Annotated in this window: 16 protein-coding genes; 4 read left to right on the top strand and 12 right to left on the bottom strand. The window is 68.2% G+C overall.

Features of this window, described 5'->3' with window-relative positions; all coding sequences use genetic code 11:
• Nucleotides 1-28 precede the first annotated feature (28 nt).
• From EAS64_RS13040 to EAS64_RS13010, 7 genes are all read right to left on the bottom strand, one after another.
• Entirely contained in the window at nt 29-2,260 is a 2,232-nt protein-coding gene (locus tag EAS64_RS13040; RefSeq protein WP_222849270.1) for an ABC transporter ATP-binding protein, read from the bottom strand.
• Nucleotides 2,167-3,201: an ABC transporter permease gene (locus EAS64_RS13035; protein ID WP_145853167.1), complete on the bottom strand. Its 1,035-nt coding sequence runs from the start codon at nt 3,199-3,201 to the stop codon at nt 2,167-2,169. Before EAS64_RS13035 ends, EAS64_RS13040 begins: the two co-directional genes overlap by 94 nt.
• Nucleotides 3,198-4,175, bottom strand: a complete 978-nt coding sequence (locus EAS64_RS13030) for an ABC transporter permease (RefSeq protein WP_187365880.1) — start codon at nt 4,173-4,175, stop codon at nt 3,198-3,200. Before EAS64_RS13030 ends, EAS64_RS13035 begins: the two co-directional genes overlap by 4 nt.
• A gap of 255 nt (nt 4,176-4,430) precedes the next feature.
• Nucleotides 4,431-6,320: an ABC transporter substrate-binding protein gene (locus EAS64_RS13025; protein WP_187365879.1), complete on the bottom strand. Its 1,890-nt coding sequence runs from the start codon at nt 6,318-6,320 to the stop codon at nt 4,431-4,433.
• 303 nt (nt 6,321-6,623) lie between these two features.
• Complete coding sequence (locus tag EAS64_RS13020) at nt 6,624-7,970, bottom strand: isochorismate synthase (RefSeq protein WP_145853164.1); 1,347 nt, start codon at nt 7,968-7,970, stop codon at nt 6,624-6,626.
• A gap of 121 nt (nt 7,971-8,091) precedes the next feature.
• Nucleotides 8,092-8,457 (bottom strand): ArsR/SmtB family transcription factor, encoded by a 366-nt coding sequence (locus EAS64_RS13015; protein WP_145853163.1) that lies wholly within the window; start codon nt 8,455-8,457, stop codon nt 8,092-8,094.
• A gap of 509 nt (nt 8,458-8,966) precedes the next feature.
• Nucleotides 8,967-11,063: an intein-containing Rv2578c family radical SAM protein gene (locus EAS64_RS13010; protein ID WP_145853162.1), complete on the bottom strand. Its 2,097-nt coding sequence runs from the start codon at nt 11,061-11,063 to the stop codon at nt 8,967-8,969.
• A 242-nt stretch (nt 11,064-11,305) separates the two neighbouring features.
• Between EAS64_RS13010 and EAS64_RS13005 the strand changes: the two genes are divergently transcribed.
• Nucleotides 11,306-11,611 (top strand): DUF3040 domain-containing protein, encoded by a 306-nt coding sequence (locus EAS64_RS13005; protein WP_222849268.1) that lies wholly within the window; start codon nt 11,306-11,308, stop codon nt 11,609-11,611.
• 22 nt (nt 11,612-11,633) lie between these two features.
• Here EAS64_RS13005 and EAS64_RS13000 read toward each other — a convergent pair whose 3' ends face one another.
• Nucleotides 11,634-12,152 (bottom strand): hypothetical protein, encoded by a 519-nt coding sequence (locus tag EAS64_RS13000; protein ID WP_145853160.1) that lies wholly within the window; start codon nt 12,150-12,152, stop codon nt 11,634-11,636.
• A gap of 397 nt (nt 12,153-12,549) precedes the next feature.
• Here EAS64_RS13000 and EAS64_RS12995 point away from each other — a divergent pair, with 397 nt between their 5' ends.
• A complete protein-coding gene (locus tag EAS64_RS12995; RefSeq protein WP_145853159.1) occupies nt 12,550-14,004 on the top strand; it encodes an MFS transporter in 1,455 nt (484 codons plus the stop codon).
• Nucleotides 14,005-14,358: 354 nt separating this feature from the next.
• Here the strand turns inward: EAS64_RS12995 and EAS64_RS12990 are convergent, their stop codons facing one another.
• Nucleotides 14,359-14,577, bottom strand: coding sequence for an FmdB family zinc ribbon protein (locus tag EAS64_RS12990; RefSeq protein ID WP_145853158.1), 219 nt, complete (start codon nt 14,575-14,577; stop codon nt 14,359-14,361).
• 187 nt (nt 14,578-14,764) lie between these two features.
• On the opposite strand from EAS64_RS12990, the gene EAS64_RS12985 reads away from it, so the two are divergent.
• Nucleotides 14,765-16,282: an alkaline phosphatase family protein gene (locus EAS64_RS12985; protein WP_145853157.1), complete on the top strand. Its 1,518-nt coding sequence runs from the start codon at nt 14,765-14,767 to the stop codon at nt 16,280-16,282.
• Nucleotides 16,283-16,359: 77 nt separating this feature from the next.
• On the opposite strand, the gene EAS64_RS12980 is transcribed toward EAS64_RS12985, so the two are convergent.
• From EAS64_RS12980 to EAS64_RS12970, 3 genes are all read right to left on the bottom strand, one after another.
• Complete coding sequence (locus tag EAS64_RS12980; RefSeq protein WP_187365878.1) at nt 16,360-17,319, bottom strand: alkaline phosphatase family protein; 960 nt, start codon at nt 17,317-17,319, stop codon at nt 16,360-16,362.
• A 109-nt stretch (nt 17,320-17,428) separates the two neighbouring features.
• Complete coding sequence (locus EAS64_RS12975; RefSeq protein WP_246115650.1) at nt 17,429-19,195, bottom strand: MFS transporter; 1,767 nt, start codon at nt 19,193-19,195, stop codon at nt 17,429-17,431.
• 70 nt (nt 19,196-19,265) lie between these two features.
• Nucleotides 19,266-20,750, bottom strand: a complete 1,485-nt coding sequence (locus EAS64_RS12970) for an aldehyde dehydrogenase family protein (protein ID WP_222849267.1) — start codon at nt 20,748-20,750, stop codon at nt 19,266-19,268.
• A 275-nt stretch (nt 20,751-21,025) separates the two neighbouring features.
• On the opposite strand from EAS64_RS12970, the gene EAS64_RS12965 reads away from it, so the two are divergent.
• The gene (locus EAS64_RS12965; protein ID WP_145853154.1) at nt 21,026-22,360 is read left to right on the top strand and encodes a PucR family transcriptional regulator; all 1,335 of its coding nucleotides are present in this window, start codon (nt 21,026-21,028) and stop codon (nt 22,358-22,360) included.
• Nucleotides 22,361-22,379: the final 19 nt, after the last annotated feature.

Here is a 22,379-nt window from a genome sequence, read left to right as displayed (position 1 = left end):
GCCATAACCGGGCCACGGCACGGCAACGCTAATTCAGGTCTGGCTCGGGCTCGCGCAGCGGGAAGTGGCAGGCGGCCCGGTGGCCCTCGCCGGTGAACTGGCGCAGCGGCGGCTCCTCGGCGGCGCACAGGTCCTGCGCGCGGGGGCAGCGGGTCCTGAAGCGGCACCCGGACGGCGGCGCGACCGCCGACGGCAGCTCGCCCTGCACCCCCTGGTGCTCCTTGGCCCGCTCGAGCTTCGGGTCGGCGACGGGGACGGTGTCGATCAGGCCCCGGGTGTAGGGGTGAATTGGCGAGTTGTAGACGTCGAGGGCGGGACCGACCTCGACGAGCTTGCCGAGGTACATGACGCCGATCGTGTTCGACATGTACCGCACTACGGACAGGTCGTGGGAGATGAACAGGTACGTGAGACCGTAATCGCGCTGCAGGTCGAGCATGAGGTTGAGAATCTGCGCCTGGATGGACACGTCGAGCGCCGACACCGGCTCGTCGGCCACGATCATCGACGGCCGCAGCATCAGCGCCCTGGCCAGCCCGAGGCGCTGCCGCTGTCCGCCGGAGAACTCGTGCGGGTAGCGCTCGGCAGCGGCGGCGGGCAGCCCCACCTCGTCGAGCATCGTGTTCACGCGTTTGGTCTGCGCGGCGCGGCTGCCGTCCCGCTGGATGATCATCGGCTCGCGCAGGATGGTGCTGACCCGCATCCGCGGGTCCATGGAGGCGTAGGAGTCCTGGAACATCAGCTGCACCAGCCGCGCCTGCCGCCGCCGCTCACGCGACGACAGCGACGCGAGGTCGCGTCCGCCGATGACAATCGAGCCGCCGTCTGGCTTCTCGAGCCCGACGATCAGCCGCCCCACGGTCGTCTTGCCGCAGCCCGACTCGCCGACTAGGCCGAACGTGGCCCCGGCGGGGATGGCGAAGGACACGTCCGCGACCGCGGACACCTGCCCCACCTTGCGCTGCAGCACCGCTCCGGCGGTCACGGTGAAGTTCTTCACCAGGCGCGACACCGTCAGCAGCGACCCGTCCTGCCCCGCCTTGACCGGGGAGTCCTCCGCGAGTTCTTCCTCCGCCGCGAGCCGGTCCGCGGCCGCGGCGCCGCTAACGGGAACCGTCGCGGTTGGCGCGTCCGCGAGCGGGTCACCCGATTGCCAGTCCGCTGCGTGCCCATTCCCGGTGCGCCCCTCGGCGGCGAGAGCCGCCGCCGGTGTTACGGGTATCTCCGGCCGCTCCTCAGGCACGGACACGAACGGCGTCGTTGGGTCGCGGACCTCGTCCGGCGTCCCGACGGGGAAGAAGCAGCGGAACAGGTGCGCGGTCGTCTCCGCCTGCAGCGCAGGCTCTTTGGCACGGCATTCGTCGCGCGCGTACCGGCAGCGGGGTGCGAACTTGCAGCCGGGCGGCGGAACGGTCAGGTCCGGCGGCTGGCCGGGGATGTTGTAGAGCCGCTTGACGGTGGTGGCGTCGACGGCCGACTTCTCCGGCAGCGCCTCGAACAGCGCCTCGGTGTACGGCATGCGCGGGTTCTTGAACAGTGCCTCCGTCGGAGCCGTCTCCACGATCCGCCCCGCGTACATCACCGCTACCCGGTCGGCGCGGCCGGCGATCACGCCGAGGTCGTGCGTCACCAGGATGACGGCCATGCCCAGCCGCTGCCGCAGCGAGTCGATCAGCTCAAGGATCTGCTTCTGGATCGTGACGTCAAGCGCGGTGGTCGGCTCGTCGGCGATGAGCAGCTTCGGCTCGCAGGCAAGCGCCATGGCGATCATGACGCGCTGGCGCATGCCGCCGGACAGCTGGTGCGGGTAGTTGGTCACCCGCTCGGCCGGCTTGGGCATGCCGACCAGGCCGAGCACCTCGACAGCCCGGACGAGCGCTTCCCTCTTCGACGCGCCGCGGTGCAGCCGGACCGACTCGGCGATCTGGTCGCCGATGGACATCGTCGGGTTCAGCGAGGTCAGCGGGTCCTGGAAGATCATTCCGATCAGGTTGCCGCGCACGTCCTCCATGGCGGATTCCGGCAGTGCAGCGATGTCGGTTCCGTCGACCACGATCCGCCCGCCGACGACCGCGCCGCCGCTTGGCAGCAGGCGCATGATCGACAGCGCGGTCATCGTCTTGCCGCTGCCGGACTCGCCGACGATGCCCAGGCATTCGCCGGGGTTCACCTGCAGGGACACTCCGTCGATGGCGTGTACCACGCCACGGCGCAGCTTGATCTCGGTGCGCAGGTCCTCAATATCCAGAAGCGGAGCCAACGGTGAGCCCTCCCAGGATGAGATAACCGCCGCTGGAGGCGGACCTCGAACGCGTCGCGGAGCGCGTCGCCAATGAAGTTGATGGCGATCACGACAAGGATGATGGCGATGCCGGCCGGGAAGATCTGCCACCAGTAGCCGTTGTAGACCGAGTTGATGCCGGCGTTGAGCATGCCGCCCCAGTCAGTCTGCGGCGGCCGGATGCCGAGGCCGAGATAGGACAGCGCGACGACGAGCAGGATGGCGTCCGCGACCTGGAAGGTGGCGTTGACGATAATCGTGCCGACCGCATTCGGCGCGATGTGCCTGAACACCGCCCGGGCCGAGCCGCCGCCCATCACCCGCATCGCCTGCACGTAGTCGCGTACCCGCAGCGACAGTGCCTCGCCGCGGATCAGCCGGGACGTGGTCAGCCACGAGGTCAGCGCGATGACCAGGATCAGTTCCGTCTCCGTGGGGGGGAACATGGACACCACGACGAGGGCGAGGAACAGGGTCGGGATCGCGAGCAGCGCGTCGACAAGCCGCATCATGACCGAGTCGATCCACCCGCCGAAGTAGCCGGCGATGGCGCCCCACAGGGTGCCGAGCACGGTGGCGAGCACGGCGGCGGCGAGACCCACCTCAAGCGAGATCTGCCCGCCGATCATCAGCCGGCCGAGGACGTCGTAGCCGTTCGCGTCGGTGCCGAGCGGGTGACCGGGCGCGGGCGACAGGTTCTCGTTCGCCAGGTTCACGTGCACCTGGTCGGTGTGGTAGAAAAACGGCCCTAGGTAGCAGAACCCGAAGATCAGCACCAGGATCACCACGCCGATCATGGCGAGCTTGTTCTCGACGAACACCTCAAGCCCGCGCCTGAACATGCTGCGCGGCTTGGCGGCGGGCAGCGCTGGTGCCTGTTCGGGTGCGGCGGGTGGCCCAGGAGCCGTCGTGGTGGTCATGCGTACCTCACTCTCGGGTCGAGCACCGCGTAGGCGATGTCGGCCAGCAGCGACCCGATGACGGTGGCGATCGCGACCACGACGATGAAGCCAAGCATCACCGGATAGTCCTGCTTCTGCGCGGACTGGTAGAACAGGTAGCCCATGCCTGGATAGTTGAAGACCGACTCGGTGATCAGCGCCCCGGAAATGATGGCCGGCAGCGACAGCCCGAGCAGCGTGGCGATCGGGATCAGCGAATTGCGCATCACGTGCCGCCACAGCACCCGCCGCTGCGAGGCCCCCTTCGCCCGCGCGGTGCGCACGTAGTCCTCGGTGAGGTTGTCGAGCACCGCCGACCGCATGTACCTGCTGAACAAGGCGATCGTGACCAGGGCGAGCGTGATCACCGGCAGCGTCAGGTCATGCCAGTCCGACACGTCCGACCAGAGGCCGCCCTGCGGCGCCTCCGGGCCGAACCAGCCGAGATGCACCGAGAACACCAGGATCAGCACCGTGCCGACGAAGAACGTCGGCGCCGCGTAGAACAGGAACGACAACCCGGTGAACGTGTAGTCGGTCGCCTTGTTGCGGCGCACCGCCTGCCACAGCCCGATCGGCACCGCGATGACAAGCGCGAGGAGCGTGGAGATCCCGACCAGGGCGATCGTCTTCGGCAGCCGCTGGCCGAGCAGCGAGGCGACCGGCTGGTCAAGCGTCCAGGAGAACCCGAGGTTGCCCTGCAGCAGGTGGCCGAGCCAGAGCAGGTACTGCTGGAACCAGGGCTTGTCGAATCCGTACTGGGCATTGAACTGGGCGAGCGTGGCCGGGTTGCGGTACGCCGACGGGCCGAGGATCGCCACCGCCACGTTGCCCGGGATGGCGCGCAGCAAGATGAAGGTGATCACCGTGACGATCAGCACGACGACCGCCGCCTGCAAGATCCTTCGAACAAGAAAACCAATCACATACTTTCCCCCGAACGGCTGCGGCATCCCCCAACACCGACACGAATCCCGCCTATCGCTGTCATCCCCGTCGCAGGCTGCTCTGATGCCTCCTGAGTCCCATTAGTCCGGGGAAGTCTCGAATGGCGGCTGTCCGCCGGCCGCTAACGAAGTCGTTAACCGCCGGCGGACAGCCGAACCCGTTCCTCATCTCCTTTTGTGTCTATGTCCCGGGTTTTGTCGTCTGTGCTTCATCGCGGCCCTCGCAGAACCCGTGGCCAAGTCGGGCCGTGATAACGCTGATTACTTCACGAAGTACCAGTTCTCCGGGTTGATGTTGAGCGTCGTGGACTGCGGCATGACGCCACGCAGGCTGGTGGTGATCTCGGTGAGCTGGTAGGCGCCGTTCGGCTGCCAGATCACCGGGAGCTGCGTGGCCAGGTAGTCCTGCCAGGTGTACAGCGGGGTCAGCGATTCCGAGGTCAGCGTCTGGTTGATCAGGGCGTCGTTCTGCGCGTTGCTGTAACCGCCGGAGTTGGCGCCGGACCCGGAAAGGAACAGCGTCTCGCCGGTCGGGTCGTAGTCCGGCACGAACGTCCAGCCGCCGCCCCAGTTGCCCATGTCCCAGGCGCACGAGGTCTTGGCGACCACGCAGTTGGGCGCCGCGACCGAGGTGACCTGGTTGAACGGCTTGGGCTCGAGGTTGATCTTGATTCCGACCGTGCTGGCGTTGGACTGCAGCTGGGTCATCTCCTGGGCGATCCAGTCGGTGCCCGTCGCGTACGGCAAGGTGAACGTGAGCGGCTGGCCCTGCTTGACGCCAGGACCGCACTTCGACGGCGTCTGGCAGGTCGTGGAGCCGTTGGCCACCACGTGCCAGCCGTTGCTGCTCAGCAGCTGAGACGCCTTGGTCGGGTTGTACGGGAACGGGTCGCCCTGCTTGCCCTTGGCCGACAGGTACTGCGTCGACGGGTGGGAGCCGACCGGCCCGACCGTGTAAAGCCCGTAGCCGTGCAGCGGCCCGTTGATGATGGCCTGCTGGTTCATCAGGTAGGCCAGCGCCTCGCGGAAGTACAGCTGCTTGATGATCGGCCCGTTGCCGGTGGTGGACTGGTAGTTCACCGGGAAGTAGTTGATGCCCCACGCGTACAGCGGGTCGAGCGTGAAGTTGTGGACCGGGTTGGTTCCGACGGTGGCGTTGGCCGGCTTGGTCGGCGCATCCGTGGTCGGCAGGTACCCGACGTCGATCTTCTGGCTGCCGCCGGCCGCGCTCGCCTGGAGCACGTTGTACTCGGCGGACTCGGTAGTGAACGGAACCTCCTGGAACGCGGCCAGGTGCGGCTTGTTCGCGCCGCCGTAGGTGTGGTTCGGCACGAACGTCGAGTTGCCGTCGGAGTTGAAGGAGTTCAGCCTCCACGGACCGTCGACGACCGACCAGATCTTGGAGCTCGTATAGCCGGACATCGCCTTGGACTGGCTGTCAAGGAAGGCGTACACCTTGGCGCAGTTGCTGACCGAGGTGGTGCAGCCGCCGCTGCCCGGACTGCCGCTGGCCGAGGTGACGTCCCAGGCCATCGGCATCGGCGTGATCTGGCTCAGCTCGTTGGAGGTGAACCAGGTCGAGTTGTAGGCCTTGTTCATCGTCATGGTGACAGTGGTGGCGTTGGCCGCCTTCACGTTCGTGACGTTGGTCGGGAAGCCGCCGGGCACGAACGCGCCCCAGTCGGTGTCGCCGACCGCCTGCAGCATGTGAATCCAGAACACCACGTCCTGGGCGCTCACGGTCTCACCGTTGGACCACTTCCAGCCCTTCATGGTGATGGTCACGTTGTTGCCGTTGTACGACGGCGCGTCGGCGAGCGACAGGCTCGTGTTCAGTGTCGGCGACGCCCCGTTGCCGAACCAGTACAGCGGCCGGTACATGAGGTACTGGAAGTCCTCGGCGTTGACCACGCTGAAGTAGGCGCTGCTGGTGAACGGGAAGATGTAGTTGGGCGTGGTGGACGGCGGCAACGCGTACGTCGCGGTGCCGCCGCTTACCGGCGTGCCACCCGTCGGCGTGGCGGCGCCCCCGGTGGTGCCGCTGTTGCCGCTACTGCAGGCGGCGGCGGTGAGCGCGATGGCCGCCGCGCCGCACGCGACGAGGTACGCTCCGCGGGTCCGCCTGCGGCGCCGTGATGGGTATGCCCCCATTGTGCGCAGCTCCTTACTGTAAGTAGCCAAGCCGCGTGCGGCTCGTCCCGAGCCCGGCATCCCGGCCTGGCTGTGCTGGTCATTGCCCCGACGGGCGCCCGATGTGACGCGGCGCCCGCATGATGCGCATCGTGGCTCCGGCGCGATCCCCGGCCGGACGAGCCATGATTACTCGCTATACAAGCACCATGACTGATTGTGATCAAGGCAGGGGCAACAAAAGGTAACGTTCGTGTCGCATGCGGTTGAACTTGTCCGCACATAATCGGACAACCCGGGAAACGTGCGTGCTCGCCGACCCGGTCAGTCGGCCTGCTCCAGGGCGGTGCGCATGGGACGGAACTTGGCCTGGGTCTCGGCCAGCTCGGCCGCCGGATCGGAGCCGGCCACGATGCCGCAGCCGGCGAACAGCCGCGCCCGGTCACCGTCGAGCTGCGCGCAGCGCAGCGCGATGCCCCATTCGCCGTTGCCGTTCGCGTCGACCCAGCCGACCGGGCCCGCGTACCGCTCCCTGTCCATGGACTCCAGTTCGCGGATCGCCTCCACGGCGGCGTCGGTGGGCGTGCCGCCGACCGCGGCCGTCGGGTGCACCGCGGCCACCAGCGCCAGGGCGGACTTTGCGGTGGCGAGCGTGCCGTGCACCCGGGTGCCAAGGTGCTGGACATTGGCCAGCCGGATCAGCTCGGGACGTGGCGCGATGTACATGGCCTGGCAATGCGGTGCCAGCGTGTCGCTCAGCGAGTCCGCCGCGTACTGGTGCTCCTCGTTCTCCTTGGCCGACCCGAGCAGCGCCGTGGCCAGGGCGGAGTCCTCGGCCTGGGTTGCGCCGCGCGGCGTGGTGCCCGCGAGCACCAGCGAGCTCACCTCCCAGCCGTCCTTGCGGATCAGCAGCTCGGGCGTGGCGCCCACCATGCCGTCGCAGGCGAAGGTGAAGCAGCCCGGGTAGCGCGCGGCAAGCCGGGTCAGCAGCACCCTGGCGTCGATCGGCCGGTTCGCGGAGGCGTACATGTCACGGGCGAGCACGACCTTGCGCAGGTCGGGTGAGTGGGTGATCCGGCGGACGGCCTCGCCGACCGCCTGCTCCCATTCCGGCGCGGACAGCGATCCGTCGTGCCAGCTGATGTCGCCCGGCCCGGTCGGCGGGTCGAAAGGCGACGGCTGCCACGCCTCCTCGCCGTCCGGGGTCATCGTGGTCAGCCAGGCGTTGCCCGTGCCGTCGCGGCCGAGGATCGCACGCGGCACGACGAGCACCGAGCCGTCGGACGCGTCGTCGAAAGTGAAGGCGCCGAACGCGACAAGACCCGAGCCACGGCGGCGGACGGCGTCCTCGATGTCCGCTCCGTCGGCGACCTCGCGCAGCCACTTCTCCGCGGTGATGAACCGGTCAGCACCCGCGGGCAGTGTCACCCGGGCAGCCTCTCCCCAGCCGGCCAGGCCCGCGGTCTGCCTCACCCAGGCGTACGCCGCGGGCACAGGAATCTGCTCGAGGAATCGCGCGCCGGGATCGGGGATGGGCACGCTGCGCACCACCAGGCGCTTGCCACTGTTTTCTGGCCGCTGCTCGTCGCACGCGTGTGGTCTGCCGCCCCGGTCCTCGCTATGCCGACGGTCCTGCTCGTCGTCACGGTGTTGTCCGAGGGGCTGCGCCATGACACCGAAGTCTAATGGGACCCGCGGACCGCCTGTTGGCCGGCGGGTAAGCGGATAAGCCCGCCGGGGCCGCTCGCTCCCGGAGAGCGGCCGTTCCGGCGGGCGGGGTCTTTCCGCGGTGTCAGTTGATGTGCATATCGCGCGGCGAGAGCATCTGCGCCATCGCGGGGAGCACTCCGGGCGCGACCCGGCAGTACACCCAGGTGCCGCGGCGCTCGGAGATGATCAGGCCTGCCTCTCTCAGCTTCTTGAGGTGGTGACTGACCGTGGGCTGGGAGACGCCCACGTTCTGGATGTCGCAGACGGAGGCTTCTCCGCTGCTGTGCGCCGCCACCCGGGAGAAAAGCCGGAGGCGAACCGGGTCGGCCAGCGCCTTGAACATGCCTGCCATGCGCTCGGCCTCTGCGGCCGAAAGCTCCGCCGCGCCAAGCGGCGGGCAAGGAAACTCAACGGCCGTCTCTCCGATGAGTTCCGTCTGAATCGTCATGGAGGTAATACTCGCGTGCATCAGTGATCTCTGCCACCGATCCGCAGATAACGTGACAACACGTATATCAACCGTTCCTTGCAGCCCGCTGGCGGCCATTCACCGCCATTTCCTATGCGACTCGTCAAGCAGGGCGAAGTGGCGCACAGCGGGGTTCCCGGCCCTGCTGGGCGCGGTGCCGCTGCTCCGGCGCGACCCGGTGCCGGGGGAAGGAACTTGGGTTGCGAACGATTGCAGTCCCGCCGTCCCGGGATCTTCGCTGATTCCGGGTTAGCCTCCGTAGGCACCCGGTGCCATTGCAAATGTCACGGAATGGTTATCGGCAAACCCGGACCGCGTCCCCTTGGAATCCGCTAAGCGCGCTTTCCGGAAAGGGCTACTGGTGAGTTAAACAAGAAGTGACGTAATTGTGATCGATGCTGGTCAATGCTGTTTCCGCTGGTCGGAGGCCCGGGCTGAGAAGGTTCGTTCGGGCGAGGCGACGTCGGCGGGCCACCCGGGCGGGCCGGCTAGAGCAGGGTCAGCTGTTCGTGGGGCGCCGGGGGCGGCGCCGAGGCCTGCGCCGGCGGCGAGGCCGGGGGAGTGGCCGGGGGAGTGGCCGGCCGCGCCGCGTCCCGCCCCCTGGGCGTGGCCTGCCGGCCGACGCCGAACCGCTCGGCCAGTTCGCGCACCTGCCCGGTGATCCTGGCCTGGTAGTCCTTGCGCGCGTACGAGCCGGGCCCGTACAACTCGGCGTACCGGGGCATCAGTTCCGGGTGCGCCTCCCGCAGCCACTGCATGAACCACTCACGCGCGCCTGGCCGCAGGTGCAGCACGATGGGCGCCACGTGCACCGCACCCGCCTCCGCCGCCTGCCGCACCGCCGCCTCGAGCTGGGCGGGGGAGTCCGACAGGTAGGGCACGACAGGACCCATCAGCACCCCGCAGCGCAGCCCCGCGTCGTTGATCGCCGCGCAGGCGTCGAGGCGCCGGTCCGGTGCCGGAGTGCCAGGCTCGATGGCCCGCCACAACGATTTGTCGACAAAGCCCGCCGAGACGTTCAGTCCGACCTCGGTCACGTCGGCGGCCTCGAGCAGCAGGTCGAGGTCGCGCAGGATGAGCGTGCCCTTGGTCAGGATCGAGAACGGGTTCGCCGCGTCCCGCAGCGCCTCGATGATGCCCCGCATGAGCCGGTAACGCCCCTCGGCCCGCTGGTAGCAGTCGACGTTGGTGCCCATCGCGATGTGCTCGCCACCCCAGCCCGGCGAGGCGAGCTTGGCCCGCAGCAGCTGCGGCGCGTTGACCTTGACCACGACCTTCGTGTCGAAGTCCCGCCCCGCGTCCAGGTCCAGGTACGTATGCGAGTTCCGGGCGTAGCAGTTGTGCGACACGACCCCGTTGGCGATGAAGTCGCCGGTGCCTGTCGTGATGTCGTACATCGGGAGCTCAAGGCCCAGGGGCTCGATGGCGGCCACGCGCAGGTTCGCGTTGCTCTTGATCGCCACGCCCTCGATCGACCGCTTGCGGGTAATTGCCGGGTCCGTGGTGTGGAAGAAGCGCATGGCCTCCTTGAGGCCGCCGCGCAGCCGCACGACCATGAGACCATTCGCCTTGACCACAGGTTCGAGTACGTACGAGAACCCGAGTGCGTCAAGGGCGCGGGTTGTCCAGCGGATGATCTCGGGATCGGTGTTGCCCACCCGCCAGGCGCCGCTATATGAACCCTCCGCGTCGAAGATGCCGGCCAGGAAGCCGCATAGCCAGTCACGGCACGGGAACCGCGGCCATCTGATCTGGTGCTCGATCGCATCGAAGGCGGTGCGCGTACTGCTGCGGATCGCTCGGATTGGACGACGCGACAGTGTTCCAGTCGCAAACTCGAATTCCGTGGTCAGCACGGCGAAAGTAATGAGGTAATCGCGCGTGCGCAGCAGCGCTTCGTCGTCCGCCAGCGCAAGCCGGAACTGGTGGGACACCTTGCCAGTGGGAGCGTGAACGTACCTGCTGAAATTGGCATCGCCGCGGATCATGCCGCACAGATAGCCGCGCCGGTAGGCGACCGATTCCTTCGGCGGCTCGGCGAACCCGCCGAACCCCATGAGCTTGTTGTTCGTGGTGAGGAATGGGCGCTGCTCGGGTCCCTGTTCTGCGCCGGTGACATGCTTCCAGCCACGATCGCTGAGAAACCGATGGTCCCCGCTGGCGACGAGCTTGGTTCCGTCTTCGAGCGTGACCCGATAGGCCGGCTTGACCGTGGACCAGTGCGCCAGCACCTCGGTGATCGCGTATCGGCGGTAGTTCCCATCGCGGACCGTGCCGTAGATGGCGTCGCCGACTCGCACGTCCGCGATGGGCTTGGTCGTCCCGTCCGCCATCAAGATCGGCGTCTCACTGTGTATGCAGTACACACATTGATGCTGGCATCCCCGGTAGGGGTTGATCGTCCAGCAGAACGGCATCCGGGACGCCTCGGGTACGCGAGAGACGATGGACTTGGCGCGCACCTCGTAGAAGGTCATGCCGCGGAACTCCGGGGCGTCGAACGTCCGCGCCACCGCGCCCCGCTCGATGAGCGGCGGCGCGGCGCCGGAGTCACTCGAATCGAGTCGCAGGCTGTCCCAGCGCATGAGGCCCAGCATAGAACCGGTATTCGATGATGGCAAACATGTGTTCGGTTCAGCCGGTGAGCCTGCATGCAATCGTTACGCACTGATATGCGGTGGAATGCGGAGAGTCATGTGTCCCTTGTGACGCAAAAAGAGTCGGGCACAAACGCAGAACGATTGGATAAACACCCCTCTGTAGGGGATAGTTAGAACAGTTCCCACAGGCGCGCGGAACGCGGAGGTATGGCGCTATGGCGCTGTCAATGGACGAGCAGCGCATGCTCGCTGAAATAGAGCGGCGGCTCGCCGCAGAGGACCCCGGTCTGGCGACCAAGCTGTCCTCCTTCCGGCGGCCTGGGCCGGCCGCCGGACTCCGGTCCACCCGGGGCAAGATCATCGGCTCGCTCTGTACCATCGTCCTGCTCGCGATCATCGGACTGACGGTGTACGCGATGATGCCGTTCCGCGGTCAAGGCTCACGAATCCCGGCGCCCAGGCAGGCCACGACGAGCCCGGCGGTCGTCAGCCAGCTGCGGCAGACTCAGGCGCCAAGCACGGCCGGCGGGTGAGCGCCTTACCTGGAACCCGCGGTCAGGAGTCGCGCCAGAGCTGGACGAGGTAGCGCTCGACGCCCTCGAGCTTGCGCTTCTCTCGCTGGAAGTCGTCGCTAAGCGGGTCTTTGTGCTGGTTGAACAGGTCCTGGTACATCTGCACGACCGCCTCGCGGTACCGCGCGTACACCCTGACCTCGTAGTTGCCGACGCCGCCGGTTAGCCGAAGTCCCGACACGGCGGGACCGGCGGTGCCCATGTCGACGGATAGCCGACCGCGCAAGTACAGCCGCGCCTTGGCTTCCTCGTCCCAGGCATCGGGCAGCAGCGGCTGGCCGTCCCATTCCTCGAGCACCAGCCGGACGTCTATGTCCTGCTGAAGCGAGCCGACCCACAGCTGCTCGCGGCTTGCCGAGACAAGCACGCCCACCGGCGGCAACGGCCCGCCAGGCGCGTCAGGATGCACCTCAGGGTCGTGAATCCGGAACATGCGGCGGTCCGGGAAAACCGGCATGACAAGCTGAAGCAGCCGACGGCTGACGTATCCCCCCTCAGCCATATTCACCTCGCTTGTCACAGGCGCCTCGTGCATTACGCGCGCCATCGTCCCCATCCCCAACCGCCGGCATACCGGCATCGTGCATAAATGTAGACCGAGACAACCTCCTATGTTGGGCGAACGTTCCGGAAGCGTCTTGCCGGGCCGCCTAGGGAGGGCCGCCGGCCGTTTCACGAGGCAATTTCATGCAGTTACCTATTGACTACAGCGTGCAGCGATGTAGTGTCATATCGGATATATCACTCGCTGAACCCCCAGGCGGTGCTCCATGCGTTCGGTCCCTGCTGCCTCAACTCGGCTACGGAACGTATCTATTCGGTCACATGGCGAAGTAATTCCGCCCTCTGCTCCGATAACGGTTTCCGTGGCCCCGGTGGTTCACGAAAATCCGCAATCGATGGCGGCAGTCGGCGGTTCCGGTCGCCGGACCATCGTGCTCGCGGTGTGCTGCTCCGCGCTTTTCATGGTCGGCCTGGATAACACCATCGTGAACGTCGGTTTGCCGGAGATCGGCTCATCACTGCACACCAGCGTGGCCGGCCTGCAGTGGACGATCGCGGGCTACACGATCGTGCTCGCCAGCCTGCTGATGTTCTCCGGCGCGGCCGCCGACAGGATCGGCCGCAGGACGATCTTCCAGGTCGGCCTCAGCCTGTTCACCCTCGGCTCCTGGCTGTGCAGCCTCGCACCCTCGCTGGCCTGGCTGATCGCCTTCCGCGTGCTGCAGGGGATCGGCGGGAGCATGCTCAATCCTGCGGCGCTCGGCATCATCACCAACGTGTTTAGCGCGCCGAAGGACCGGGCCAAGGCGATCGGCGTCTGGGACGGCGTCTCCGGCCTGTCCATGGCGCTCGGCCCCGTCGCAGGCGGCATCCTCGTCGGCTCCGTGGGCTGGCGCGGGATCTTCTGGGCGAACATCCCTGTCGGCCTGGCCGCCATCGCGCTGACCGCACTGCTCGTCCCCGATTCCAAGGCAGACCGCGGACGCGAGGCCGACCCGGTGGGACAGTTCTTCGTCATCGTCATGCTGGCCTCGCTCGCCTACGCGATCATCCAGGGTCCATCCGACGGCTGGACCTCGCCGTACATCGTCGGGTTCTTCCTGCTGTCCCTGCTCGCGCTGGCCTTCCTGCTCCGCTACGAGCCGCGCCGCGCGGAACCGCTGATCGACTTCCGCTTCTTCAAGTCGGTGCCGTTCAGCGCGGCCAACGCCACCGCGGTCTGCGCGATCGCGACCAGCGCGGGCTTCCTCTTCCTCACCACGCTCTACCTGCAGGACGTGCGCGGCTTCAGCCCGCTACGCGCGGGCCTCACCCTGCTGCCGATGCCGGTCATGATGGCCATCTCATCGCCAATCTCCGGCCGCATCCTCGCCCGCGGCGGGCCGCGGGTGCCTTTCGTCATCGCCGGCGCCGCGCTCACCCTTTCTACGGCGGCGCTCTCCCAGCTGAGTCCGACCAGCGGCCCGCTGTTCCTAATCGTCACCTACGGCCTGTTCGGCCTCGGCGCCGGCATGGTGAACGTACCGATCTCCAACGGCGTGATGTCGGGCGTGCCCCGGTCCCAGGCGGGCGTCGCATCGGGCATGAACTCCTCGAGCCGCCAGCTTGGCCAGTCCCTCGGCGTCGCCATCGTCGGCTCCGTCCTCGCCGCCAGCCTGCGCGGCTCGATGCACGCCGGCTTCCTCACCGCCGCCCACGCCGGCTGGTGGATCATGGCCGGCTGCGGCTACGCCGTCCTGGTACTCGGCGTCGTCTCCACCACCGGCTGGGCCCGCGCCACCGCCGACCGCACCACCGCTACCTTCAGCGCCGACCCCGCCCCCGCCGTGGCGGCCGTCATCCAGGGATAACAGCAATAAGCGCGGAGCGCCAGCCCGCCCCCTCGCGCCGCCCCCGGCTCGCGCCGTTCCGCCCGCGCGGCCCCGCCCGCGCGGCCCCTCAGCGTGCCGATAACAGCAAGAACCGCGTCATGATCACGGAACAATCGATCCTGGCGGAGCTTTTCTACCCGTATCGGGTAGAAAAGCTCCGTCGTAATAAGAACTTCCGTGATCATTGCCCGGCCCCCCCGCCACCCAACCGGGATAACAGCAACAAGCGGAGCGCAAACCAGGCACAGGACAAGCGGCGCAGAGCGAGCGGCGACAGCCCGCACCCGTTCGGCCGTGAGAGCCGTAAGAGCCGTAAGAGCGGTAAGGAAAAGCTCAGCCGCCGCAGCCGCAGCCACCGCCGCAGCAGCCACCGCCGCCTCCGACAGGCGCGCCGCCACCGGACGACATCCCGCCAAGACCCACGGTGTTCAGCAGCTTGACCGTGTCGTCATGCCCCTGCGGGCAGGTGGCCGTCTCACCGGAGGCGCTCATCGGCCGGGTGAGCAGGAAGGTGACGCCGCATGCGCGGCAGCGATATTCGTAGCGAGGCACGCCGTGATTTTACCCCGGTATCCCGCTGATCGAGGTCCGCACAGGCCACGAGCTGTTCATCGTGGCGAGGGAAGCGCGTACCTTCCACGCCCCAAGAAGTCCCTAGCAGCGAGTGCCATGCCTGCCGCAATCTAATACGAGTCGGCCGCGCCGCGCGTCGGCAGCGAGTTCCTGCCAGGAGGCAGCGATGAGCGTGTCCCCCCTGCCGTCTGATCCACGTCCCGATGGTTTCGCCCGGCGGTCGCCGCTGACCCGCCGCCGGGTTCTCGGCGCCGGCACGGCGCTGGCAGCCGGAGCAGTCGCTCCCGGGCTGTTCGGGAGCGCGGCGAGCGCAACGGCCGCCACGACGACGGCCAAGCCAGCGGCCCAGGAGGCCGGCCACTCCGCCGCACTGCGCGCCCTCGGCCGCACGGCGCTGCGTAAGCCGGGCTCACGGCCATTTCCCCGGCTGCCCGCGGGCACCGACACGCTGCCCGGCATCAAGCACATCGTGGTGCTGATGATGGAGAACCATTCGTTCGACAACATCTTCGGCATGCTCGGACGCGGCGACGGATTCACCCTCGGCGCCAACGGCCTGCCGACGGCGACCAATCCCTACCCGAACGGGAAGAAGCAGCACGCGTTCCGCATGCCGACCACCTGCCAGCTGTCCGGGACGCCGAGCCAGGAATGGCTGGCCAGCCACAACGCCTACGATAAGGGCCGCATGGACGGCTTCGTCCGTACCCGTGTCGGCCCCACAAGCTCCCAGATCGCCGGCGGGGTGGCCATGGGCTACTGGACAGGCGCGGATCTGCCGTTCACCTACAGCCTGGCGAAGGCCTTCCCGATCGGCGACCGCTGGTTCTCCTCCGTCATGGCTCAGACGTTCCCCAACCGCAGGTATCTCATCGCGGGCACCTCGGCGGGCATGACCGACAACGACGGCACCTCGGCGCTCACGTTCATCGTGCCGGCCGCGGGCACGATATTCAACCGGCTTGATCACTACGGGATCAGCTGGGAAAACTACGTGGCGACCTACCCGACGGGCGCGACACCCGAACTGTTCCCGCTCAACGACGCGGTGGCCGAGCAACTGCACCACAAGGCGCTCGCGGACTTCTTCACCGACGCGGCGGCCGGCAAGCTGCCTGCGTTCAGTTTCCTCGACCCCAACTATGGCACCCAGTCGCAGGAGAACCCGCAGAACATCGTCGTCGGCGAAGCGCTCATTGCCAAGGTGGTCCATGCGATCGGCGCTTCGCCGCTGTGGCTGAGCACGCTGTTCGCGCTGATGTACGACGAGCACGGCGGGTACTACGACCACGTTCCGCCGCCCGCGGCGATCCCGCCCGACTCCATCGGGCCGATCGTCCAGCCGGGGGAGTCCGCGTATGACGGCTTCGCCCGCTACGGATTCCGGGTGCCCGCGGTGGTGGTGTCTCCCTACGCCAAGCGCGGTCACGTCAGCCACGTGCTCTACGACCACACGTCGGTCCTGGCCATGATCGAGCGGAAGTGGAACCTGCCCGCGCTCACCTACCGCGACGCCAACGCCAATGACCTGACTGACTTCCTTGACCTGCGCGCACTGGCCGCCAAGAAGCCGACCTACGCCAAGCTGCCACCGCTCGCCAGGCCGGGCAACACCGCCGCCGCGCTGGCGTGCTCGACCAGCGGTGCCGGGACGATCCCCCCGCCAGGCTCCATCAGCGGCTGACCGAGCCCAAACCGACTATCCCGAACGGTTGCGTGCTCCGGCCTCCGGCCGGCCCCCCACCCCCCGGTACCCGCTGCTCAGAGGTGGAAGGCGGCGGTCATGGTCGGCGCCGACGATGCCGAGCGGAGCCTGGGCAGGCGCAGCAGCTGTTCCGTGGTGGCCAGCAGGGAGTAATGGCCGAAGAACTTGCCCGACCTGGCGCCGGCCGGGATGCTCGGGCTGATCACGATCGTGGGCACCCGGCAGCTGCCGTCGGTGGACGTGGTGTCGTCGCAGTCCTCGGCCGGGTAACCGCCCGAGCCTTCGTCCCAGGTGATGAACACGGCGGTGGTCCCGGCCCGGTACTCCTTGCTGTTGAGGATGCCCGGCAGGTGCCTGGCCAGCCACGTGTCGCCCTGCGCGATGGTGCCGTCGTGCATGTCGTCGATCAGGTTCGGCGTGATGAACGAGAACGCCGGCAGGGCGCCGGCGGCCAGGTCGGCGGCGAGCTGGCGGTAGGGGACGTCACGGCTGGCGCACCCGGACAGCCGCGTGTAGTACACCGCGGGGTTGTGCCGCACCGAGTACTCGCCGGAATTCGACTTGTCGCAGTTGGACGGCATCGACTCCTCGTACGACTTCCAGGTCTCGCCCTGACCGAAGATGCTCGCCGCCGAGGTGTGGCACACCGCGGAGACGGTGCAGTCCAGGTAGGACAGGACCGGCAGGTCCGGTTGGGGCAGGCCGGAGGTCGCGGCGAGGTAGTTGGGCAGGCTCGGGTGCGTGGTGACGTGGTAGTCGGTGGCTACTCCGCAGGCGGCGGCCAGGGAATTGATGTACGGGGCTTGCTTCGCGTTACCGATGATGTCGCGGTAGCCGTGATTCTCCATCCAGATCCAGATGACGTGCTTGTAGCCGCCTGGTGCCGTCGCGCTCCCGCACGGTCCCTGTGCAGTGCTCGCCAGAGACGTGGCCGCCGGGGACGAGACCGCCGGCCCGGTCGACATCCCGATCGCCGCGGCCATGACGGCGCCGATGAGAAGGAGTCTGTTACGCACAAGCATCTCCTGGCATGCCGTATCCGCTCCAAGACCAAGCGTGCCCCGCCAGGCCCCGCCGCGTCCAGAAATCCTGGGCGAACACCGGGAGTCGCCATGATGGCCTGGGTCAGTCCGCGGCGGCCACCTCGAGCGGCTCAGACAGTTCCTGCGATGCCTCCGGCTTCTTGCCGCGCAGCCAGGACACCGCCGCGCCGCACACCGCCATCAGCGCCGCGGCGGTGAACACGATCATCAGGCCGTGGTGGAACGGGCCGGAGATGAGGTGCGGGAAGAACTGCTTGCTCGTCAGGGTCGCCACGTTGCGCGCGGGCAGTGTGTTCAGCACCCCGGCCTGCGACAGCAGGTTCTGCACCGGGTTGTAGCCGAGCATGGCGGAGAAGATGGTGGAGACGGGCGGCAGGTGGGCGATCGAGTTCGCCGCGGCGGCCGGCACGCCCTGGGCGGTCAGGCCCGGCGCGAGGGTCTTGGGCAGCGTGTTGGCCAGGCCGGCGATCATCAGCGAGAAGAAGATGCCGATGGACAGGGACATGCCGGAGTTCTGGAACGTGGACCGCATCCCCGAGGCCGCGCCGCGGTGGTGCGCCGGGACCGAGGACATGATGGCGGCGGTGTTCGGCGCCGCGAACAGCCCGGAGCCGACACCGTTGCCGAAGATCAGCAGCGCGAACGCCCAGTAGGGAAACACGATCGGCAGCAGCATGAGGCCGGTGAAGCAGCAGGCGGCCACCAGCAGGCCGCCGGTGGCGAACGGCCGGGCGCCGAACCGGTCGGACAGCCGGCCAGAAATCGGGCCGGCGACGAGGAAGCCCGCCGTGAGCGGCAGCATGTAGATGCCCGCCCACAGCGGCGTGTCCTTGAAGTCGTAGCCGTGCAGCGGCAGCCAGATCCCGGCGAGCCAGATGACGAGCATGAACTGCAGGCCGCCGCGCGCGATGGCGCCGAGCAGCGAGGCGATGTTGCCGGCCGCGAAGGCGCGGATACGGAACAGCGACAGCCGGAACATCGGGTCCTTCACCTTGGACTCGATGAAGCAGAACAGGACGAGGAACGCGACGCCGAGGATCAGCCCGCCGAACACCATCGGGTTCCCCCACCCGGTGGGGTCGCTGTGGTACGGGCGGATGCCGAAGGTGATCGCAGTGAGCAGCACGCCCGCGCCCGCCGCGAAGGTGAGGTTGCCGAGCCAGTCGATCCGCGCCTTGCGCGTGCTCGCGATCTCCCGCAGCGACTTGTACGCCCAGACGGTGCCGAACAAGCCGAACGGGAGGTTGACCCAGAACACCGCGCGCCAGTCCCACGCCGACAGCAAGCCACCGAGCAGCAGGCCGACGAACTGGCCGGAGATGCCGGCCACCTGGTTGATGCCGAGCGCGGTGCCGCGCTGCCCCTCGGGGAACGCGTCGGTGAGGATCGCGGCGGAGTTGGACATCAGCATCGCGCCGCCGAAGGCCTGCACGAACCGCCAGCCGATGAGCCACAGCGCGCCCCGCTGCGCCGAGAACGGGTCGAAGGACAGCCCGATCGAGGCGAGGGTGAAGACGAGGAACCCGAGGTTGTAGATCTTCACCCGGCCGAACATGTCGCCGAGGCGGCCGAGGCTGACCACGAGGATCGACTGCACGAGCAGGTACCCCATGATCATCCACAGCAGGTACGTGACGTTGCCGGGAGTCAGCGGGTTGAGCCCGATGCCGCGGAAGATGGCGGGCATCGCGATGATGACGATGGAACCGTCGATCGTCGCCATGACCATGGCGAGCGTGGTGTTGGAGAGGGCCACCCACTTGTAGGCGGGACCGCGAACCCGGCTCTCGCTCTGCTTCCCGTCCCCGCTCTGCCTGCCAGCCGCATGTCCGCTCGTCGTCGTAGCCACGCCTCACCACACTAGCGGTTAGTTAGCTAATGACAACTATTAAACGGGCTAACGATATTGAGGGTGGGCGTCAGGCGTTCTTACCGGTGGCGGTGCGGAACGAAGGCAGGAACACGGACTTGGAGGTCAGGTAGGGGTCCATGCCCTCGGGTCCGTACGCGCTGCCGGCTCCGCTCGGGCCGCGGCCGCCCCACGGCGAGCCGATGTCCGGCTCGTACAGGTTGACGCCGAACGTGCCGACACGGACACGCCGCGCGATGTCGAGTCCGCGCTGCGAGTCGCCGGTCCAGACGGTGGCGGCGAGCCCGAACCCGTCGTTGGCGAACCGGATGGCCTCGGCCTCGTCCTTGTAGCCGATCACGGTGGCGATCGGCCCGCAGATCTCCTCGCGGGCGATCGGCATCTGCGGGGTCACGCCGGTGAGCACGGTCGGCTCGTAGAAGTAGCCGCGGACCGGGGAGGCGGGACGCCGCCCGCCGGACACCACCCGCGCGCCGTCGCCGACGCCGGAGCGGACTCGCGACTCGACGTCGATGCGCCGCCGCGACGAGGCGAGCGGGCCCATGGTGGTGTCCTCGGCCAGCGGGTCGCCGACCCGCAGCCTGCCCGCCTGCTCGGTGAGCGCGTCGACCAAGTCGCCGTAGCGCTGCTCGGGGACCAGCACGCGGGACATCGCGAAGCAGGTCTGGCCCGAGTTGCCGAAGATGAGGCCGCCGAGCGCGGAGGACGCCTCCGACAGGTCGGCGTCGTCAAGGATGATCGCGGCGGACTGGCCGCCGAGCTCCAGGTGCGTCGGCTTGAGCTCCGCGCCGCAGATGGACGCGATCCACCGGCCCTGCTTGGTCGGCCCGGAGAACGACACGGTGTCCACGCCCGGATGCCGCGCCAGCGCGCCCGCCGTCTGGTGGGTGCCGGTGACCAGGTTGAACACGCCAGGCGGGAAGTCCGCGGCCTCGAACGCCTCGGCCAGGATATAGGCGGAGAGCGAGGTCGCCGCGGCGGGCTTGAGCACGATGGTGCACCCGGCGGCGAGCGCCGGGGCGAGCTGGCTGAACGCCAGCATGATCGGGTAGTTCCAGCTGGTGATGACCGCCGCGACGCCGGCGGGCTCGCGGCGCACCACGGTGCGGCCGGTGAAGGAGACCGCGGTACGGGTCTCCTCGGTGTCCATCGCGCGCGCCAGGTTCGCGTAGTACCGCAGGATGGCGCACGGCGCGGCGGCGTTGTGCTGCCTTGAGTAGGAGATGGGCATCCCCATCTCGGCCGTGACGAGCCGCGCGGCCTCCTCGGTGCGGGCCTCGAGCGCGGCGGCGAGCCGGTCAAGCGCGTCGGCCCTGTCGGCCGGCGGACGGGTCGCCCAGGTGCCGTCGTCGAAGGCGCGTCGTGCCGAGCGGACGGCCCGGTCCACGTCCACGCCCACGGCGGACGGGACTGCGCCGACGACTTCCTCGGTTGCCGGGTTGACGATCGTGATCACATCGGCCGATGCGGAGCCGACCAGCCGACCTCCCGCATAGATGTCGCGGTACTCAAGCAACGCAGCGGCCCCTTTCAAGCATTGAAAGTGCCTGCATTATTTGTCCGCCCGATAAGGGTCTGTCAAGTCCCCGTAACATAACGCCCGGCCTGGGCGGGTTCAAGATCCCAGGTCGGCGTCGTCGTCAGCCCCTAATCGAAAGGCTTTCGGAGCTGTGCGGGCGCACAGTGGCGCCGGCCGCCGACGCCGCGGATCGTTGTGGGGTGTTTCCACGGGCCGACAAGCATGGTTAAGATCCGTTTGTGGGGTTCCACAAAGGCCTAGATAGATCGAGGTCGTATAGTTCAGTGATCATGCCGGACACAGTGTCGCAGGCCGCTAGTCGGCACAATGGTGCGCCGACGCCCCGGGAAAGCCCGCGCGACGTCGACCGAGAGAACTCTGTCCTGCGGGAGCTGGTGACCGTTTACCGGCACCTCTCCGGCCTGGCCATGCAGGACGCCGACCTCGCCGGGGTCACCCAGCTGATCTCCGAGCGGACACAGGCCACCGTGGCCGTGGTCTCCCAGCTGATGGACGTGCAGACCGCGGCCTCGCCGGGGCTGCCGCCCGACAAGGCGGCCGCGCTTGTCAGGGACCACGTCGTGCACCCCCGCCTCGGGCAGGTGCTGCGCGCCTCCCGGCTCAGCCAGCGGGCACTGCGGCTGCCGAACGTGGGCGGCGTGCCCGCCATCATCGTCGCGCCGATCCTGGTCGGCGACGAGGTGCCGTCGTACCTGATCACCCTCGACCCGGCCGAGGAGTCGTTCGGCGAGGACATGTCGCTGCTCGTCACCGAGCACGCGGCGACGATCTGCGGCGTCATACTCGGCCGTGAGCGCGTGGTGGCCGCCGCGGCCAGGAGGATCCGCGACGACCTGGTCGAGGGACTGCTGCTCGGCCGCGGCCGAGACGCCGCCGACGCCGCCCGCTGGGCCGCGCACCTCGGCTACGACCCGGCCCGCGCGCACAACGTGGCGGCGATCGCCTTCGAACTGCCGCCGTCGCGCGCCGCGGACGCCGAGCCGCTGCGGCAGCGGATCAGGGAGTCCATCGAGCACTTCATGACCACCAGGGCGCCGGAGGCCATCGTCTCGGCCAGGGAGTCCGAGGTGGTCGTGGTGGCCGCCGCGTCGCCCGACCCGCGCAAGCTCGGCCAGGCCTGCCTGGCCCGGCTCGCCGAACTGTTCCCCGGAGCGAAGGTGGTCATCGGGATCGGCGGCCCGTGCAAGGCGCCGGACGAGATCGCCCGCTCCTACGACCAGGCGCACCGGACCACCCAGACGCTGTGGCGGCTGGGGCGGACCGGCGCGGTGTCCGCCTTTGAGGACCTGGGTATCCACCGGCTGCTGCTCCAGGTGCCTGACCTGAACGAGTTGCGGTCTTTCGCCGCGGAGGTGCTGGGTAAGCTCTCCGAGCACGAACACGAGCACAAGTCGGAATACCTGTCGACCCTCGCCTGCTACTTCCGGGAAAACAACAGCCCGCAGCGTGCCTCACGGCTGCTGCACGTTCACCCGAACACCGTGGCCTACCGGATCAAGCGGATCGAGGAGATCACCGGGCTCCGGCTGGACAATTACCGTGACCGGCTGATCGCTCAGGTGGCGCTCGAGATCCTCGACGCGCTGCCGGAAGCACAGTCGTAGCAAGGCAGGGGGACACTAG

The sequence above is a fragment of the Trebonia kvetii genome (genome assembly GCF_007827045.1).
GTDB lineage: Bacteria > Actinomycetota > Actinomycetes > Streptosporangiales > Streptosporangiaceae > Trebonia > Trebonia kvetii.
Note: the sequence above shows the minus strand (reverse complement) of the source record. Positions and strands in the feature narration are given on the sequence as shown.